14 protein-coding genes are annotated in these 16,225 nt (G+C 71.7%); 4 read left to right on the top strand and 10 right to left on the bottom strand.

What is annotated here, in order from left to right; translation table 11 throughout:
• Positions 1-57: 57 nt before the first annotated feature.
• Positions 58-861 carry a polysaccharide deacetylase family protein gene (locus tag ABIA32_RS01140; protein WP_370091742.1) on the top strand — a complete coding sequence of 268 codons (804 nt, stop codon included), beginning with the start codon at positions 58-60 and terminating at the stop codon, positions 859-861.
• A gap of 304 nt (positions 862-1,165) precedes the next feature.
• On the opposite strand, the gene pheA is transcribed toward ABIA32_RS01140, so the two are convergent.
• The 7 genes from pheA to ABIA32_RS01175 form a co-directional block, all read right to left on the bottom strand.
• Positions 1,166-2,098, bottom strand: coding sequence for a prephenate dehydratase (gene pheA, locus ABIA32_RS01145; RefSeq protein ID WP_370091978.1), 933 nt, complete (start codon positions 2,096-2,098; stop codon positions 1,166-1,168).
• A gap of 105 nt (positions 2,099-2,203) precedes the next feature.
• Complete coding sequence (efeB, locus tag ABIA32_RS01150; protein WP_370091743.1) at positions 2,204-3,505, bottom strand: iron uptake transporter deferrochelatase/peroxidase subunit; 1,302 nt, start codon at positions 3,503-3,505, stop codon at positions 2,204-2,206.
• A 17-nt stretch (positions 3,506-3,522) separates the two neighbouring features.
• Positions 3,523-5,883 carry a copper resistance protein CopC gene (locus ABIA32_RS01155; protein WP_370091744.1) on the bottom strand — a complete coding sequence of 787 codons (2,361 nt, stop codon included), beginning with the start codon at positions 5,881-5,883 and terminating at the stop codon, positions 3,523-3,525.
• 10 nt (positions 5,884-5,893) lie between these two features.
• On the bottom strand, positions 5,894-6,349 hold the full coding sequence (locus ABIA32_RS01160; RefSeq protein ID WP_370091745.1) for a copper chaperone PCu(A)C: 456 nt from the start codon (positions 6,347-6,349) through the stop codon (positions 5,894-5,896).
• Positions 6,346-7,056, bottom strand: coding sequence for an SCO family protein (locus ABIA32_RS01165; protein ID WP_370091746.1), 711 nt, complete (start codon positions 7,054-7,056; stop codon positions 6,346-6,348). The genes ABIA32_RS01160 and ABIA32_RS01165 overlap by 4 nt, the downstream gene beginning before the upstream one ends.
• A 103-nt stretch (positions 7,057-7,159) precedes the next feature.
• A complete protein-coding gene (locus tag ABIA32_RS01170) occupies positions 7,160-7,909 on the bottom strand; it encodes a YcnI family protein (RefSeq protein WP_370091747.1) in 750 nt (249 codons plus the stop codon).
• A gap of 202 nt (positions 7,910-8,111) precedes the next feature.
• A complete protein-coding gene (locus ABIA32_RS01175) occupies positions 8,112-8,945 on the bottom strand; it encodes a hypothetical protein (protein ID WP_370091748.1) in 834 nt (277 codons plus the stop codon).
• Positions 8,946-9,222: 277 nt separating this feature from the next.
• Here ABIA32_RS01175 and ABIA32_RS01180 point away from each other — a divergent pair, with 277 nt between their 5' ends.
• Together ABIA32_RS01180 and ABIA32_RS01185 are read left to right on the top strand one after the other, a co-directional pair.
• Positions 9,223-9,750 carry an ATP-binding protein gene (locus ABIA32_RS01180; RefSeq protein ID WP_370091749.1) on the top strand — a complete coding sequence of 176 codons (528 nt, stop codon included), beginning with the start codon at positions 9,223-9,225 and terminating at the stop codon, positions 9,748-9,750.
• Between the two features lie 67 nt (positions 9,751-9,817).
• Positions 9,818-10,585 (top strand): MerR family transcriptional regulator, encoded by a 768-nt coding sequence (locus tag ABIA32_RS01185; protein WP_370091750.1) that lies wholly within the window; start codon positions 9,818-9,820, stop codon positions 10,583-10,585.
• A gap of 91 nt (positions 10,586-10,676) precedes the next feature.
• On the opposite strand, the gene ABIA32_RS01190 is transcribed toward ABIA32_RS01185, so the two are convergent.
• Positions 10,677-12,632, bottom strand: a complete 1,956-nt coding sequence (locus tag ABIA32_RS01190; protein ID WP_370091752.1) for a multicopper oxidase family protein — start codon at positions 12,630-12,632, stop codon at positions 10,677-10,679.
• Positions 12,633-12,810: 178 nt separating this feature from the next.
• A complete protein-coding gene (locus ABIA32_RS01195; protein WP_370091753.1) occupies positions 12,811-13,812 on the bottom strand; it encodes a helix-turn-helix domain-containing protein in 1,002 nt (333 codons plus the stop codon).
• A gap of 176 nt (positions 13,813-13,988) precedes the next feature.
• Here ABIA32_RS01195 and ABIA32_RS01200 point away from each other — a divergent pair, with 176 nt between their 5' ends.
• Complete coding sequence (locus ABIA32_RS01200; protein WP_370091754.1) at positions 13,989-14,651, top strand: hypothetical protein; 663 nt, start codon at positions 13,989-13,991, stop codon at positions 14,649-14,651.
• A gap of 37 nt (positions 14,652-14,688) precedes the next feature.
• On the opposite strand, the gene ABIA32_RS01205 is transcribed toward ABIA32_RS01200, so the two are convergent.
• Positions 14,689-16,161, bottom strand: coding sequence for an aminopeptidase P family protein (locus ABIA32_RS01205; RefSeq protein ID WP_370091755.1), 1,473 nt, complete (start codon positions 16,159-16,161; stop codon positions 14,689-14,691).
• Between the last annotated feature and the right edge of the window lie 64 nt (positions 16,162-16,225).

A 16,225-nucleotide genomic window follows, 5' to 3' on the forward strand; every position in this document is an offset into this window, starting at 1 on the left:
ACAGGGTGAACCGGCAGGCACGGCGCGGAGGGCGGCAGCGGGATGAAGGGCAGCGGGATGAAGAAGAGCAGGGTGGCGGTTGCGGGTACGGCACTGGCGGCGGTGCTCGCGCTGGCGGCGTGCGGCGGCGGGGCGAGCGCGCACACCGGCGGCAGCGGCGACCGGTCCACGGGTTCCTCCTCCGGAAGCGCCTCGCCTGACCCGAAGAGCACCTCGGGCGACACCGTCCCCACGCGTGGGACGGCGACGGTGAGCAAGGCGCTGGAGTACTACATCGCCCACCCGGGCGGCGAGAAGACGGTCGCGCTCACCTTCGACGACGGCCCGAGCGCGCAGTGGACCCCGAAGATCCTCGCGCTGCTGGCCCAGTACAACGCGCATGCCACCTTCTGCGAGATCGGCCCCAACGCCCAGGCCTCGCCGGCCACGGTCAAGCAGGTCGTCGCGGCGGGAAACCGGCTCTGCGACCATTCGGTCAGTCACAACGAGGCGATGTCGACGCGCGGCCTCGCCTACGAGACGAACGAGATCGTCGCCGCGAAGAAGATGATCGAGGACGCGGGCGGCCCCGGTACGCAGGTGAGCTGGTTCCGCGCACCGGGCGGGGATTTCACTCCGGAGATTCGCCAGATATCCGCCGACAACGGCCTTCGTCCGCTCGCGTGGAGTGCGGACACCAATGACTGGAAGAAGCCGGGCGTCGCGCAGATCGTGGCCACGGTGAAGAAGCAGGTGCGCTCGGGTTCGATCATTCTCATGCACGACGGGGGCGGGGACCGCAGCCAGACGGTGGCGGCGCTGGCCCAGATCCTGCCGTGGCTGCAGCAGCAGGGTTACGCGATCAACTTCCCCGACGCCTGATGATCGGCCGAGTTGTTCACACGGTCTGTGGATATCCCCGCTTTATCCACAGGGCCGGCTGACGGCCTGTGGATTGTGCGGAATCACGCCTCTGAGCTCGCTAAACCCAGTGTTTGCGGCCGGAGGCGTGATTTTTTGGGTCTTGGAAGGGGCCCGGAAGGGGACTTTGGGGAAACAGACCATCGGAATCCCTATATGTCCGTCTTGTCCGTTCCGCAAATTTTGTTGGGCAAGGTGTGATTGGTCGGGTTCTCCGGCGAATCCCCAGGGTGTGGATAACCCACCCCCCTGTGGATAACTCCCGCTACTGCTCTCCGCGCCCGTCCAGACAGCGGGACAGCCAGTCCGAGGCACGGACGAACTCGGCGTCGGAGGTGCCCGGACGCACCGTCGCGGCCTGGGCGTCCGCACGCGGGTAGGAGCCGAGGAAGCGCACCTTCGGACAGATCCGGTGCAGGCCCATCAGCGCCTCGCTGACCCGGCGGTCGGTGATGTGGCCCTCCGCGTCGGCGGAGAAGCAGTAGTTGCCGAGGCCCTCACCGGTCGGGCGGGACTCGATGCGCATCAGGTTGACGCCGCGCACGGCGAACTCCTGGAGCAGTTCCAGCAGCGCGCCCGGGTGGTCCTCGGCGAGCCAGAAGACGGCGGAGGTCTTGTCCGCTCCGGTCGGCGCGGAGGTGCGGCCGGGACGGCCGACCAGCACGAAGCGGGTGGTCGCGTTGGCCGCGTCGTGGATCTCGGTCGCGAGCGGCACCAGCCCGTACTGCGCGGCGGCGAACTCGCCCGCGAAGGCGCCGTCGAAGCGGCCCTCCTGCACCATCCTGGCGCCGTCGGCGTTGGACGCGGCCGACTCCCAGTGGGCGTCCGGCAGGTGGTCGGCCAGCCAGTGCCGGACCTGCACCTGCGCCGCCGGGTGGCCGGTGACCGTCTTCACGTCCTGGAGCGTTGTGCCCGGCCGGACCAGCAGGGCGAAGGCGATCGGCAGCAGCACCTCGCGGTAGATCATCAGTGGCTCGCCCTGGGCCAGTTCGTCCAGGGTCTGGTTGATGCCGCCCTCGACGGAGTTCTCGATCGGCACGAGCGCCGCGGCCGCCTCGCCGCTGCGGACGGCGTCCAGCGCCGCCGGCACGGAGACGGAGGGGACCAGCTCGCGCGTCGCCGCCTCCGGGAGGGTGCGCAGCGCGGCTTCGGTAAAGGTGCCCTCGGGACCCAGGTAGGTGTATCGGTTCGCGGACACGGCGATCTCCCAAGCTGCGTTTGCCACGGACGTAACGTTAACGACTCGGCGTCCCCCGGGGCGCGGAGTCTTGCGAGCTGGACGCGCGGCTCAGCTCGTGCTGGCTCAGCTCTCCAGGAGCGCTTGACCGACGTACCCGCCGGGGCTCGCGCCGCCGGGGAGGGCGTAGAGGCCGCTCGACTCGTGCACGACGAAGCGCGACAGCGCGTCCCCGCGCGCGAGCTTGCGCTGTACCGGGACGAAGCCGGCCATCGGGTCGGCCTGGAAGCAGACGAAGAGCAGGCCCGCGTCCGGGGCGCCGTCGGGGCGGAAGCCGTCCTGGTAGGAGTAGCCACGCCGGAGCATGGCCGCGCCCTGGTTCGACGCGGGCGCGGCGACGCGGATGTGCGCGTCGCCGGGGATCGCGAGGGAGCCGTCGGCGTTCTGTTTCGTCAGATCGACGGGCGTGGTCTCGGTGCCGCCGGACAGCGGTGCGCCGGTGTCCTTGCGGCGGCCGATCACGCGCTCCTGGAGCTCGCGGGACTGCTGGTCCCAGGGGTCGAGCAGCATCCGGATCCGGCGGAAGACGGCGTAACTGCCGTTCGCCATCCAGGCGGGGTCGCCTGCCGTTGGTACGAACACGCGCTTGGTGAAGTCGGCGTCGGCGGGCTTGGGGTTGTTGGTGCCGTCGATCTGGCCCATCAGGTTGCGGCCGGTTCTCGGCGCGGCCGTCGCACCCGGCGCGCGGCTGAAACCGTTCATTTGCCAGCGCGGCACGGCCTGTCCGGCGGCGAGGCGCTGCAGCGTGCGCGTCGCATGGAAGGCGACGAGCGGGTCGTCCGCGCAGACCTGCACCCACAGGTCGCCGTCGCTGCGGGCCCGGTCGATCCGGTCCTCGGGGAAGGCGGGGAGCGGCGCGAGGGCGGTCGGCTGATAAGCCGTCAGCCCGGCCTTGGCGAAGAGCGAGGCGCCGAAGCCGAAGGTGACGGTGAGCGAACTGGAGCCGGCGTCGAGTGCGGTCAGATCGTCGGTCGGGCCGTCGGTCGGGCCGTCGGTCGGGCCGGGCGGCGTGTGGCCCTCGGCCATCGCTGCGGCGGCGCCGGACCAACGCTTCATCAGCGCGGTGAGGCCGGGGCGTCCGGTGCCGGGGGTGAGGTCGTACGCGGTGGCGTGCAGGGTGGCCTGCATCGGCTCGACGATCCCGGCCTGGTGCGCGCCGTGGAAGGGGACGGCGGCGGCGCCGAGGGTGGTCAGCGGCGCCCCGTTCTTCGCCCCGCTCCGAGTCGAGGTCCGAGCTGAGGTCCTGTCGTCCGCAAGCGCGTAGCCGCCGACGCCCAGGGCGAGCCCCGCCGCGCCGCCGACCCCGGCCGCGCCGAGCAGGTGGCGGCGCGAGAGGCCGCCGCTGCGCTTGTCGCTGTCGTCGGTCATGGTGCTGACTTTCTGTTTCACCCCACCGCGACCGGGGTGGTCACGGTGGTCTCGTCGATGTCGTCCGAACGGACGGTGACGGCGAGGGTCCAGTCGCCGGACAAGGGCAGTTGCAGGTCGGCCGCGCCGTAGTGGCCGATGTCGAGGTGGTCGAGCTTCACCGGCAGCGGGCCGAGGTTCTTGGCCTTGAGGGTGAGTGCGACGTCGATCTCGGGGACGTCGACGGGCTTGCCGGTGGCGTCGTAAAGGTAGGCGTGCAGGCTGTTCTGGCCGGTCCGGGCGGGGTCGATCTCGATGGTGACCTTGCCCTTGGCGGCGGGGGTGCGGCCGCCGGTGTCGTAGGGCAGCGTCACGTCGACGGGCCCGCGCGACGCGGCTGCGGCAGCCGCCTGCTGCTCGGCGACGGCGCGGCCGGGCGCGGAGTTGGTCAGTATGGTCGTCACGACGATCACGACCACGGCGAAGACGGCTTCCAGGCCGACGGACCGCAGCAGCATCCCCCGCGCGGGCGCCGCCACCCGCGCGCTCCGCGCACTCGCCTGCTCCCGCACCCGCGCCTGCCGCGCGAGCTGCGCGGCGCGCACGGGATCGACCTCCCGCGCCTCCCGCGCCTCCCGCGCCCCCCGCGCTCCGCGCGCTCCGCGCGCTTCGGCGGAGCCGCTCTGACGCGAGCCCTCGGGCGAAACCCCTTCAGCCGCTGCTTCGCGAGGCCCGGCGGGAGGGCCCGCCGCTGAGGACGTGTCATCGAGGGCCTGCGCCGACACGTCGGCCGTGACGTCGGCCACAGCCAGCCGAGCCTGCGGCTCTCGCCCGGCGTCCGCCTCGGCCGCCTGCGCTTCGCGCGGCGTGGCCGTGAAGCTCGCGACGGCGGCGGTCTGCGGCGCTACCTCGATGCCGGCGACGGCCAGGTGGATCGGTTCATCCGCCCTGCCCGCAGCGCGCGCTTCGCGCGGCTCGGCGGATCCGGGCTGGGGCGAGCCCAGGCCCGCCGCCACGTCAGCCGGCGCTTCGCGCGGCTCGGCCGCGGTGCTCGCGTCGGTGCTCGCTGTCGCACCCGCACCCGCACCCGCACCCGCGTTCGCCTCTGCCTGTGGCGAGGGCTGCGCTTCCGCGTGGAGGAGGGCGAGCCAGCGGCGGGAGATCCAGGCGGCGGCGAGGATCACGGCGACGGCGCCGATCTTGAGCAGCAGGAGGCGGCCGTAGGTGGTGGAGGTGAGGGCGGACCAGGAGCCGAGGCCGCGCCAGGCCTGGTACGTGCCGGAGGCGGCGAGGGTGGTGATCGCGCAGAGCGCCAGCGTGGAGAAGCGCTGGACGGAGGCGACTCCGATCCCGCCTTCGGCAGCGTCGCGGCGGAGGCCGAGCAGGACCGTGGTGAGGCCGCCGAGCCAGAGGCTCATCGCCAGGACATGCAGGGTGTCCATGGAGACCGCCAGCGGGACCTGGATGCCCACCGACGCGTGGTCGCCGAGCGGCCAGGTGACGGCGATCGCGATTGCGAGCACTGCTCCGGTGACGCCCAGCCAGATTCGTCGACGCCGCTCCATGCCGAGAGCGGTGCTCTCGTCAGCGGAGGAGCCCGCCAGCAGCGCCAGGAAGACGCCCGCTCCTGCGAGCAGCAGCACCCGCAGCGCCAGCAGAACGCCCAGCTTCTCGCCCAGCACCTGCCGCAGCAGCGTCAGGTCGAAGACGCGACCGAGGCCCGTCCCCGCCTCGTACGTCCCGCGCAGCGCCAGCTCCGCCAGCGTCGCCAGCAGCAGGCCCGCCCAGCCGGCCAGCATCAGCCGCTGCACCGACCGCAGCCGCACGCCGCCGGGCCAGCAGAGCAGCACCGCTCCCACCGAGCCCGCCAGCAGCGCGAACGCGCCGTACTGCACGGCACGCGCGGCGCCATAGAGGAAGCCCGTCGGCGTCGTCCCCGTCGCGCTGCCGCCGTCCGCGCCGGGGACACCGGTCAGCGTCGCGGGCGCGGAGGTGCGGCCGATCGAGAAGGTATAGGCGCCCGCGACCGGGTGGGTGTCCGCCGAGACCACCCGCCACGCCACGGTGTAAGTGCCCTGCGCGGAGGCCGCGTCGGCACCCAGCCGCACCCGGGCCGTGGCGGAGTCGCTGCCCGCGTGTGTCGCGCCGCCCGTGTCCACGCGCTTGCCGCTCGGGTCGAAGACCCGCAGCGCGTCAGGCTCCAGCGTCACCGACTCGCTGAACCGCAGCGTCACCGCGCCCGGCGCGACGGCCAGCACCGTCCCCTGGGACGGGTCGGTCGACAGCAGCGCGGCATGCGCAGACGCCGTCCCCGCGCCGCCCAGCAGCAGGGCGACCAGCAGTCCGAGCAGGACGGCGGCCCGGCGTGCGGGTCGGGCCGGGCGAACGGTGCGCGTCATCGGATCGTCCTCACTGGCCTGGCTGATACGTCATCGGCTGCACGGTCGCCTCGACGGTAACCGGAGGCGCGCCGTCGAAGCTGAGCTTCAGCTCCACCCGTTGACCGAGCGTCGGCTTCGGCGCGAGACCCATCAGCATCAGATGCCGTCCCCCGCGCGCGAAAGTGACCGAGCCGTGCGCGGGCACCGCGACGTTCGGCAGCTCGACCATGGTGCTCGCCGTGCTCTCGTGCATCGTGACGCTCTGCGCCTGCGGGCTGGTCACGCCGGTCAGCGTCACGGCCGTGTCGCCGCCGTTGCGCAGCACGAAGTAGCCGGCGGCCATGTCCGGCAAGGACGGCAGCGGTATGTACGCGCCGGAGACGGTCACCTCGGGTGCGAACGTCGCCGCCGGGGTGGACGAGGCACAGCCGGCCAGGCCCATCGCGACGGCCAGCACCGCCCCGCCGAGAGCCCGCCGCCTCACGCGCGCACTCCCTTGATCAGCAGCGGCACGTCGTGTTCGAAGACGGCCGTCGTCGTCCCGCTCGTGTAGAGGAGGTGCGCCTTGTTGTCGGACGGCAGGTAGCCGAGCGTCTGCGCGCCGTGGACCGGCTCCTGGCCCTTGACCGGGGCGGCGACGTAGACGCCCACCGACTTCGCCGCCGCGATGATCGTCTGGATGTCGCCGGTCAGCCCGATGAACGCCGGGTTGAACGCGTCGAGCCAGCTGCGGATCGCGGCGGGGGTGTCCCGCGCCGGGTCGGTGGTCACGAAGACCACGTCGATCTCGCTCTGCTGCGCCTTGGGCAGCTTGCTGACGGCCACGGCGATGTCGCCCATCGTCGTGGGGCAGACGTCGGGGCAGTGGGTGTAGCCGAAGTAGAGCAGCATCGCCTTGCCGGCCGTGCGGGCGACCAGGTCGAAGGGCTTGCCGCTGGTGTCCGTCAGTGTGACGGCGGGCTTGTCGAAGGTCCGGCCGAGGTAGACGCCCTGGTAGGGGCCGGACTGGCCCTGCATCGACGGGCTGATCTCGCCCCCGGACGGCGATCCGTCCGACGAGGAGGAGCCGGAGGAGCCGGAGGAGCCGCAGGCGGTGAGCAGCAGCGCGGCGGCGCCACCCAGCGAACCCAGCAGCAGCGAGCGACGGCTGGGGGTTCCCTGAAGGCCCGGGAGGCTCGGGAGACGGGACATGCGGAGAACTCACTCTCTGGTGCGCGAAGAAGACAAAGTAGGAGCAGTGCGGGACGGTGGGCCGGCCGTCGGTGCGCCCGGCCCACCGACGGCGGTCACACCGTCACGCGGTGCCCTGACCGCCGCGCCCGCCGCGGCGCCAGCCCAGGAAGCCGAGGACGATGCCGCCCACGCCCACGACCACGCCGACGCCCGCCAGCACCCGTGCCGCCGTGTCGCTCGTGTAGCCGCCGGAGGAGGCCGCCGTCTGGGCGGTGCCGGTGGAGCCCGCCGTGCCCTTCGCGTCCGCGCTCCCGGTGCCGGCAGCACCCGTGGTCAGGGTCAGCGTCGGGGCCGGGTGCTGCGGCTCGGTGCCGCCGGACGCCGCGGGGGCGTCGATCCAGCGCACCACGTTGCCGTCGGAGTAGGTCTGCAGCGTCTTGAAGGACAGCTGCTTGGCGTCCTTGGGGAGCTGGCCGAAGTCGATCGTGAAGTCCTGGTACTGACCGGGGGCGATCTTGCCGCCGGTCCAGACGATCTCCGAGACCACGTCCGTCACCTGGCCGTCGTCGGTCTGGATCGGCTTGGCCAGCTTGGTGGTCTTCAGTTCGCTGGTCCAGCCGGGGACCGCCTCGACCAGCGCGGAGGCGATCGGGTGGTCGGCCGGGAAGTAGACGTCGACCTTGACCGTCGACGCGGTGTCCGACTCGTTGGGGACGCGGAAGGCGAAGACCTGGTCGGCCGCGCCGGCGGCGGCGGTGCCGGGCTGCACGGTCACGTGCGCGGAGGCCGGACCGGCCAGCAGCAGCACGCCGCCGGCGGCGAGCGCGGCGGGGACGGCGAGACGACGAGCGGAGCTGATGCTCTTGCGCATGGGGTGGTTCTCTCCTCAGAAGACCTGTTGCCGCCTCCAGGTCTGAGCCTGGGGCAGGCGTGGCGGAGGCATCGACACCAAGATCGCTGAATGCTTCACGTGAAACACTTTGCGATCTTGGTCCGGAGCTTCCTCGGGCAGGACACTGGGCCCGCCGTCGCCTCGCCGGGTCCGAAACACGGACGGGCGTGCAGGCGAGCGGTCAGGCCAGGAGAGCGCGCGGCGGACCGCGCCGGACCAGCTGGTGCCTGAGCAGCGCGCGGCCCGGCAGCCGCCACGCCTCCGCCGTCCAGCCCGGTGCCGGGCGGACCCCGCCGCCGGGCAGTGCGACGAGCGCCAGCAGCAGTCGGAACAGCAGGCCGAGCTTGCCCAGCGGCGCGAAGGCCAGCGCGAGCAGCCGGAACAGGGCGGCCTCGCCGCGCCGCAGCCACCAGCCGGCGACCAGCGCGGCCAGCAGGTGGCCGAGCAGCATCATCGGGCTGAGACCGAGGAGCGCCCAGACTCCGCCGTGGGCGGAGAGGGTGGTGAGGGAGGAAGGGAGCGAGGCCAGGTAGAGGTGCGGGTCGAGGCCCGCGCGGCTGACGATCTCCCCGGCGGTCGTGCCGGGCGGCAGGTAGAGGCCGCCGGCCTGGCTGGGCCCGCAGAGCAGCTTCGCCGCCAGCTGTGCCAGCGGATCCACCGAGGCGGACGCGCCTCCCGCGCCGCTCATGCCCGCCATCCCCGGCATGGACCCGGACATGGACGCCGCCATCGCGCCCATGCTGCTCCGGCAGAGGTGGAACAGCGCGTGCAGCCCGAGCTCGCCGACGGCCAGTCCCGCGGCGATCGCCGGCAGGCCGCGTTCGCGCCCGGCCAGGGCCGTCGCCGCGAGCAGTACGACGACCAGGCCGATCAGCAGCGTGGGCAGCGGTACCGTGCCACCGCCCGCGAGCGCGTGCCCGAGCGCGGACACCAGAACGCAGACCGTCGCGAAGGGCAGGGCCCTGAGCAGGCGAAGGTCCAGGCTGGCGGCGCCGGTGGCGCTGGGGGCGGTCATGACGCCCGTCAGTCTCTCAGAGGGGTGCTCGCGGCACCCTCGCGGGGGAGTAAATGACCGGAGATTTCCGATTCGGCGCGGGTCGACAGGCGCTCGTGACCCCGTGCACGCCCCGGCGTGCGCTCACCCGAACCTGCTCGCCCCCGCGCGACCCGCACAGCTCCCCCACCCCCGTGTATCCGCCAAGAGAGCGACAAGATCCGACCGAAGCGGTTCATTCTCGTGCGGGTCGGCAATACCTACTGGTATGTGGTGCCGCAGCCAGGAGGAGCCTTCTGTGGACATCTGGTGGTCTCTGCACCTCCGGCGTGAGCCGGCGAGTGTTCCGCTCGCCCGCCGCATCCTGCTCGGCACCATGGCCACCGCCGGGGTCGACCCCGAGGTCTCCTACGAGGTCGGCGTCGCGCTGACCGAGGCCTGTGCCAACGCCGTCGAGCACGCCGCGCCGGGCTCGGCGGGCACGGAGGACGACGGCTTCCAGGTGACGGCCACCATCGTGGGCGACCGGCTGCGCATCGAGGTCACCGACTCCGGACCGGGCTTCGCCCTCCGTCTTCGGCGCGACAGGGCCGCCGAGGGCAGGGCTGCTGAGGGCAGGGCTGCTGAGAGCAAGGCCGGCCGGACCGCCCCGCGCCGGTCGGCGGTCGTCACCGCCGACACCTCCGCGGAGAGCGGCCGCGGGCTCTTTCTGATCCGCGCGCTGGCCGACCACGTCCAGTTCAGGAACCATCCGCGGCGCGGCGCGGTCGTCTCCTTCGACAAGGTGCTCACCTACCAGGACCGCCCTCTCGCACGCGCCTCGTGATCCGGCTTGACCCTCACGTGACGTGAGGCCGCAGGCTGGGTGACACGAGGGAGAGGAAAGGGCCCCCATGAGTTACTCGGTCGGTCAGGTCTCACGGTTCGCCAAGGTGACCGTGCGCACGTTGCACCACTACGACGAGATCAAGCTGCTCAGCCCCAGCGGCCGGACGCCGTCCGGCTACCGCCGTTACGACGACGCGGACCTGGACCGGCTGCAGCAGATCCTCTTCTACCGGGAACTCGGCTTCTCCCTCGACGACATCGCGTCCATCCTGGACGACTCGGACGTCAGCCCCAGCGAGCACCTGCGCCGCCAGCACGGGTTGCTCACGGAGCGGATCGAACGACTCCAGGAGATGGCCGCGTCCGTGGAACACGCACTGGAGGCGAGAAAGATGGGGATCCAACTGACCCCGGAGGAGAAGTTCGAGGTCTTCGGCGAGGACTACGTCGAGTACGAGGACGAGGCGCAGGAGCGTTGGGGCGAGACCGACGCCTGGAAGCAGTCGCGGGGCAGGGTCTCGAAGTACACCAAGGCGGACTGGGTCGAGATCAAGGCCGCGGCGGACGACCTCGACCGCCGCATCGGCGAGGCGATCCGCGCCGGCGTCGCCGCCGACAGCGAGCAGGCCATGCAGATCGCCGAGGACCACCGACTGCACATCGGCCGGTACTTCTACGACTGCTCCTACGCGATGCACCGCTGCCTGGGCGAGATGTACATGGCGGACCCGCGGTTCACCGAGTACTACGAGAAGATCGTCCCGGGCGGCGCCGCGTGGTTCCGGGAGGCCGTCGTGACCAACGCCGACCGCGGCGAGGCAGCCGCGGGCTGATCGCCGGCTGATCGCACCGAGTCCGCAGGCCGCCGGCCCTCACGGAGGGAACCGGCGGCCTGCGGCGTACCGCTTCACATGCCGCACCGCGTCACATGCCGGGCATGGGGGGCATGCCGCCGCCGGGCATCGCGGCCATCTTCGCCTCGTGGTAGGCGAGAACAGCCGGGGGCATGAGCATCATCGGCCGCATCATGCCGTCGTCCTCGTGGTCGAGGATGTGGCAGTGGTACATGAACCGCCCGGTCTGCTGCCCGAACTGGCCGACCACGGTGACCGCGGTGTTGTTGGGCACGGACACGACGTCCTTCCACCCGGACTCGTACGGCGCGATCGGGAGCGGTGCGACGGCCCGGATCGGCTGCGTCGTCCCGCCGAGAACGAAGTCCATCGGATTGAACGTGGGAGTGACGTTGAGCGCCTGACGGCTGACGATCTGAAAGTTGATCAGGTGGATGTGCATCGGGTGCAGGATCGGCGCGCCGTACGCGGCGTCGGAGATGAACGTCCACTTCTCCCAGGCGCCGGGGGAGGTGTAGATCGTGGCCTCCTGCTCGAAGCGGTTCGCGCTCCTCTGGAAGGTCCGCGTTGTGCCGCTCGCGTCGGTGAACTGCACCACCCCGGCGCTGGGGATCTTGACCGACGCGGTGGCGGCGACCTCCGTCAGCTCCCACAGCTCGGGCATCCCGTCGGCGTTGACCGTCGTCAGCACGAAGCGCTCTCGCGTCGCGTCCTCCGCCTTGACCCGCACGAAGCGGCTGGACAGCGTCTGCGGCAGCGTGAAGCCGTCCCGGACCTGCTTGCTGCCGACCACGAACCGCATGACGTCCGGATAGGGCATGAGGCCGGGTACCGGGACTCCGGCCGGGACGCCGGGCAGCACGTTGACCAGCTTGACCCTCTTGCCGCGGAGCTTCGAGAAGTCGATCAGCACGTCGTAGCGCTCGGCCGAAGTGATCGGCAGTTCGGAGACCGCGACCGGCTTGTCCAGCAGTCCCCCGTCGTTGCCGATCACCTGGAGCGCGTTCGGGATCACCGCGCCGGTGGCCTCGTCGACCAGGGCCAGCACATAGCCGCGGCCGTTGGAGGCGTTGAGGGTCCGGAAGCGGTACCAGCGCGCCTCGACGTCCAGGTACGGCCAGACGACCCCGTTGACCATCGTGTACGGGCCGAGGAACAAGAGCTTGGACGTCGCGCCGGACGGGGCGGTGGCCTGGAGCCGCTTGGCCAGCAGGACGCCGGTCAGTCGGCCCGAGTCGTCGGTGTCGAAATTGACGTCCGTGATGGTGAGCGGGATCTCGTACCGTCCCGACGGCAGGTCGAGCGCGGCCTCCTCCGTGTCGCGGACGAGGTAGTTGCCCAGGAGCCCGGCCATCACGTTCACCGCGGTGATGTCCATCGCGTGGTCGTGGTAGAAGAGTTGGGTCGCGGCCTGGTCGTTGGTGTACTCCGACAGCTGCGAACCGCCCGGGGTGACCGCGTTCTCGGCGTAGCCGTCGCTGCCCGCGTGCTGGAAGCCGCCGTGCAGGTGGGTCACCGTCCACGGGGTGATCGACGCGATGTCCGTCCTGGCCGGAACGCCGCCGCGCCCGGGGAGGCCGGCGGGTATCAGCGGGTTGTTCCCGGCGCTCATCGGAACCAGGGCGGCGCTGACCGGCATCGTGCCGGTCAGCGTGTTGGTCCAGACGATCCGGCTGGCCCGGCCGCGCTTCACCTCGATCGTCGGCCCGGGGTAACTGCCCTCGTACGTCCACAGCGGCGTCTTCGGCAGCTGCGAGTGCAGTCGGATCGAGGCGTTCATCAACCGGACCTCCACCGGCCGGTCGCCGCTGGGCCGCAGGACCGGCGGAATGCGCAGCTTGTCGAGGAACGGCGTCAGACCCCTGAAGCTCGGAACGCCCGGCCCGCCGATCGGCTCGGCTTCGGCTTCGGCGACACCGGCCAACAGGTCGGTCGCCGGTATCAGTGCCGCCGTGGCCGTGAGCGCGCCTGCCGCCCCGAGTAACCCGCGCCGTGAAATCTGCCCCGCCATGGTGGAACCCTTCATGGAGTCTGTCTGTCGGTCGGCGGCTCGGATCCCGGGCCCCCGGCCACCCTGCACCATGCCGCTCAAGATCCGATCGAACCTCGCGCCCCAGGCGCGGACCCCTGACCCCGTGCTTGCGTGCCCCCGTGCTTGCGTGCCCCCATGCTCGCGTGATCCCGTGCCTGCGTGAGTCCCGTCCTCACGCCGCGCGGGTGAAGGCCCTCCGGTACGCCGTCGGCGTGGTGTGCATCGCGCGGGTGAAGTGGTGGCGGTAGGTCGCCGCGCTGTCGAAGCCGACGGCCGCGGCGACCTCGTCGATCGGTGTGTCGCCGGATTCCAGCAGCGGCAGGCTCGCCGCGACGCGCTGCGCGATGACCCAGCGGATCGGGCTGGTGCCGTTGCGCCGGGTGAAGTGGCGCAGATAGGAGCGTTCGGACATGTGCGCCTCGCGCGCGAGTGCCGGGACGGTCAGCGACTCGCCCAGCCGCTCCATGGCCCAGGCCATGCTGCGGGCCACCCCGTCGTCGCCCTCCCGCACCGGCCGTACCGCTGCCTCGATGAACTGCGCCTGCCCGCCCTCACGGTGAGGCGGCACGACGAAGCGCCGCGCGACGGTGTTGGCGACCAGCGCGCCGTAGTCGGAGCGGACCAGGTAGAGGCAGAGGTCGATCCCGGCGGCACTGCCTGCGCTGGTGAGCACGTCCCCGCTGTCGACGTAGAGCACGTCGGCGTCGACCTCGATGTCCGGGTGACGCTCGGCGAGCAGCTCGCTGTAGCGCCAGTGCGTCGTGGCCCGACGACCCGTCAGCACACCTGCGGCGGCGAGCGCGAAGGCCCCGGAGCAGATCGACACCAGCCGCGCGCCGCGCGCGTGCGCGGTCCGCAACGCCGTCACCAGCGCCGCCGACACCTCGCCCCCGGCGTGCGGCACGCCCGTCACGATGACCGTGTCGGCCTCAGCCAGCGCGTCCAGCCCGTGCTCGGTCTTCATGCTGAAGCCGCCGACCACGCGAAGCTCCTGCCCAGGCCTCTCGGAGCAGACCTTCAGCTCGTACCAGGGCAGCTCCCCGAGCTCCGGCCGATGCAGCCCGAACACCTCGACGACGACCCCGAGTTCGAACGGCGCCATCCCGTCGAAGGCCAACACGGCGACGGTGTGCGCGGGCTCGGGGCGGTGCCCGAGGGAGATGTCGATGGCCATGGCGAAATCTTAATGACACACGCGGTTCCCGCCGCTTCCGCTTCCGGATTCGGCTGCGCCGTTACACGACCCGGACGATTCGAACAGCGGTTGGGTACACGCCCCGGGCTGTAATGGATCACGCCGGCCGACATCAACGGCTCGCGGTCACCACACACCACCCCGGGGGTCCTGCCATGCGTTCGCTTCGTTACTCTCGCCTCGCGAAGCTCGCCGTCGTCGCCGCCACCGCGCTCGGCCTCGCCGCGGGCGCCACCGGCACCGCGAACGCCGCCGTCTCGCCGTGGCTGACGGGCAGCCAGATGCCTCAGGCGGGCGCGTTCCACTGGCAGGCGCAGCCGCAGTACCGCTACACCACCACCGGTCAGTTCCAGTGGCTCTACACCTGCGGCACGATCGACCCGACCCGCGGTCTGCACACCAGCTCTGTCTCGGTCGAGCCGTTCGCGACCAAGGCGCGAGGCGTGCAGGGCACGCAGATTCTCTTCCACTTCAGCAGCGCCGTGAAGGCGAAGGCCGCGCTCAAGCGGATCGAGACCGACTACGCGAACTGCGCGCAGCGGCTGGACCACGCCTACGACATGACGACCGGCAAGCGCGTCCACGCCCGCGTCGACCGCACCGCGGTGGTGCCCGGCGGCGTCTCCTACCGCCTTGAGATCCGCAACAACCTGGGCCGCCCGGCCGACATGGCGGACATTCCCTCGGACGCGCAGGAGTTCTTCGTCCAGCGCGGCAACACGATCTCCTTCGTCTCCGTCGACGGCTCGAACCCGCGCATCGACGTGACCACCGGCTCGCTGCAGGTCCTCAAGACGATGGCCGCGCGACTCGGGTGAGTCACGCGGCCATCGGCCGGCACAAGGGTGGTGGGTCTCAGCTCTTGAGGCTCGCCATCCAGCTTTCGACGTCCGCGACCGTGCGCGGCAGACCGTCGGAGAGGTTGCGGTTGCCGTCGGTCGTCACCAGGATGTCGTCCTCGATCCGGACGCCGATGCCGCGGTACTCCTCCGGCACGGTCAGGTCGTCGGCCTGGAAGTAGAGACCGGGCTCGACCGTCAGCACCATGCCCGGCTCCAGCACGCAGTCGACGTACGCCTCGACCCGCGCCTGCGCGCAGTCGTGGACGTCGAGGCCGAGCATGTGGCCGGTGCCGTGCAGGGTCCAGCGGCGCTGCAGCCCGAGCTCGAGCACCCGCTCGACCGGGCCCTCGACCAGGCCCCACTCGACCAGCCGCTCCGCCAGCACCTGCTGCGAGGCCTCGTGGAAGTCGCGGTAGCGGGCACCCGGCTTCACGGCCGCGATGCCGGCCTCCTGGGAGTCGTAGACGGCCTGGTAGATCTTGCGCTGCAGGTCGTTGAAGGTGCCGTTGATCGGCAGCGTGCGGGTGACATCCGCGGTGTAGAGGGTGGATGTCTCCACGCCGGCGTCGAGCAGCAGCAGCTCGCCGGGGCGGACCTCGCCGTCGTTGCGGACCCAGTGCAGCGTGGTCGCGTGCGGACCGGCGGCGCAGATCGAGCCGTAGCCGACATCGTTGCCCTCGACCCGGGCGCGACGCCAGAAGGTCCCCTCGATCCAGCGCTCCGAGGTGGCCACGGCCTGCGCCAGCTCGCGCACGACGTCGGTGAAGCCGAGCACGGTCGCGTCGCAGGCGGCCTGCAGCTGGCCGAGCTCCCACTCGTCCTTGACCAGGCGCAGCTCGCTCAGGAACGTCTTGAGCTCGGCGTCGCCGTGCTTGGTGGTGTGCGCGTCGAGCGCGGCGTCGATCCCGGCGTCGTGGCCGCGGACCACGCGGGTGGCGGCCGGGTACTCGTCCGCCCGCTCGGCGAGCTCGGTCGCGGCGTTGCGCACGTCCTTGGCCGGCAGGCCGAGCAGCACCTCCGCCTCGGCGAGGCTGTGCCGACGACCGACCCAGAGCTCGCCCTGTCCGCTCAACCAGAACTCGCCGTTCTCCCGGTCGGACCGCGGCAGCAGGTACAGGTAGGCGTCGTGGCCCCGGTCGCCGCCACGCGGCTCCAGCACGAGGACGGCGTCCTCGGTCTGGTCACCGGTGAGGTGCACGTACTCCGTGCTGGCGCGGAAGCTGTACTCGGTGTCGTTGGACCGGGTCTTCAGCTTCCCCGCGGGAACGACCAGCCGCTCACCCGGGAACCGCGCGGAGAGCGCGGCCCGCCGCTTGGCCGCGTACGCGGACTGCTCGGCCGGAACGAGATCACGCAGCTCGGTGTCGGCCCAGCCGGCCTTCATGACGGCGGTCAGCTCGTCGGAGATGGCCGGGTAGAGCCCGTTCTTCCGCTGCTTGATCGGCTTCGGCTCGGTCTCCTCGGGAGCGAGGTCGTCCTCGGTCACGCTGTGTCGCCTCCTCGTGATAACGGGGATCGCGGGTCCTGTCAGGGGTAGAGCAGGCCCGCGG

The organism is Streptacidiphilus sp. MAP12-20 (assembly GCF_041262525.1).
Lineage (GTDB): Bacteria > Actinomycetota > Actinomycetes > Streptomycetales > Streptomycetaceae > Streptacidiphilus.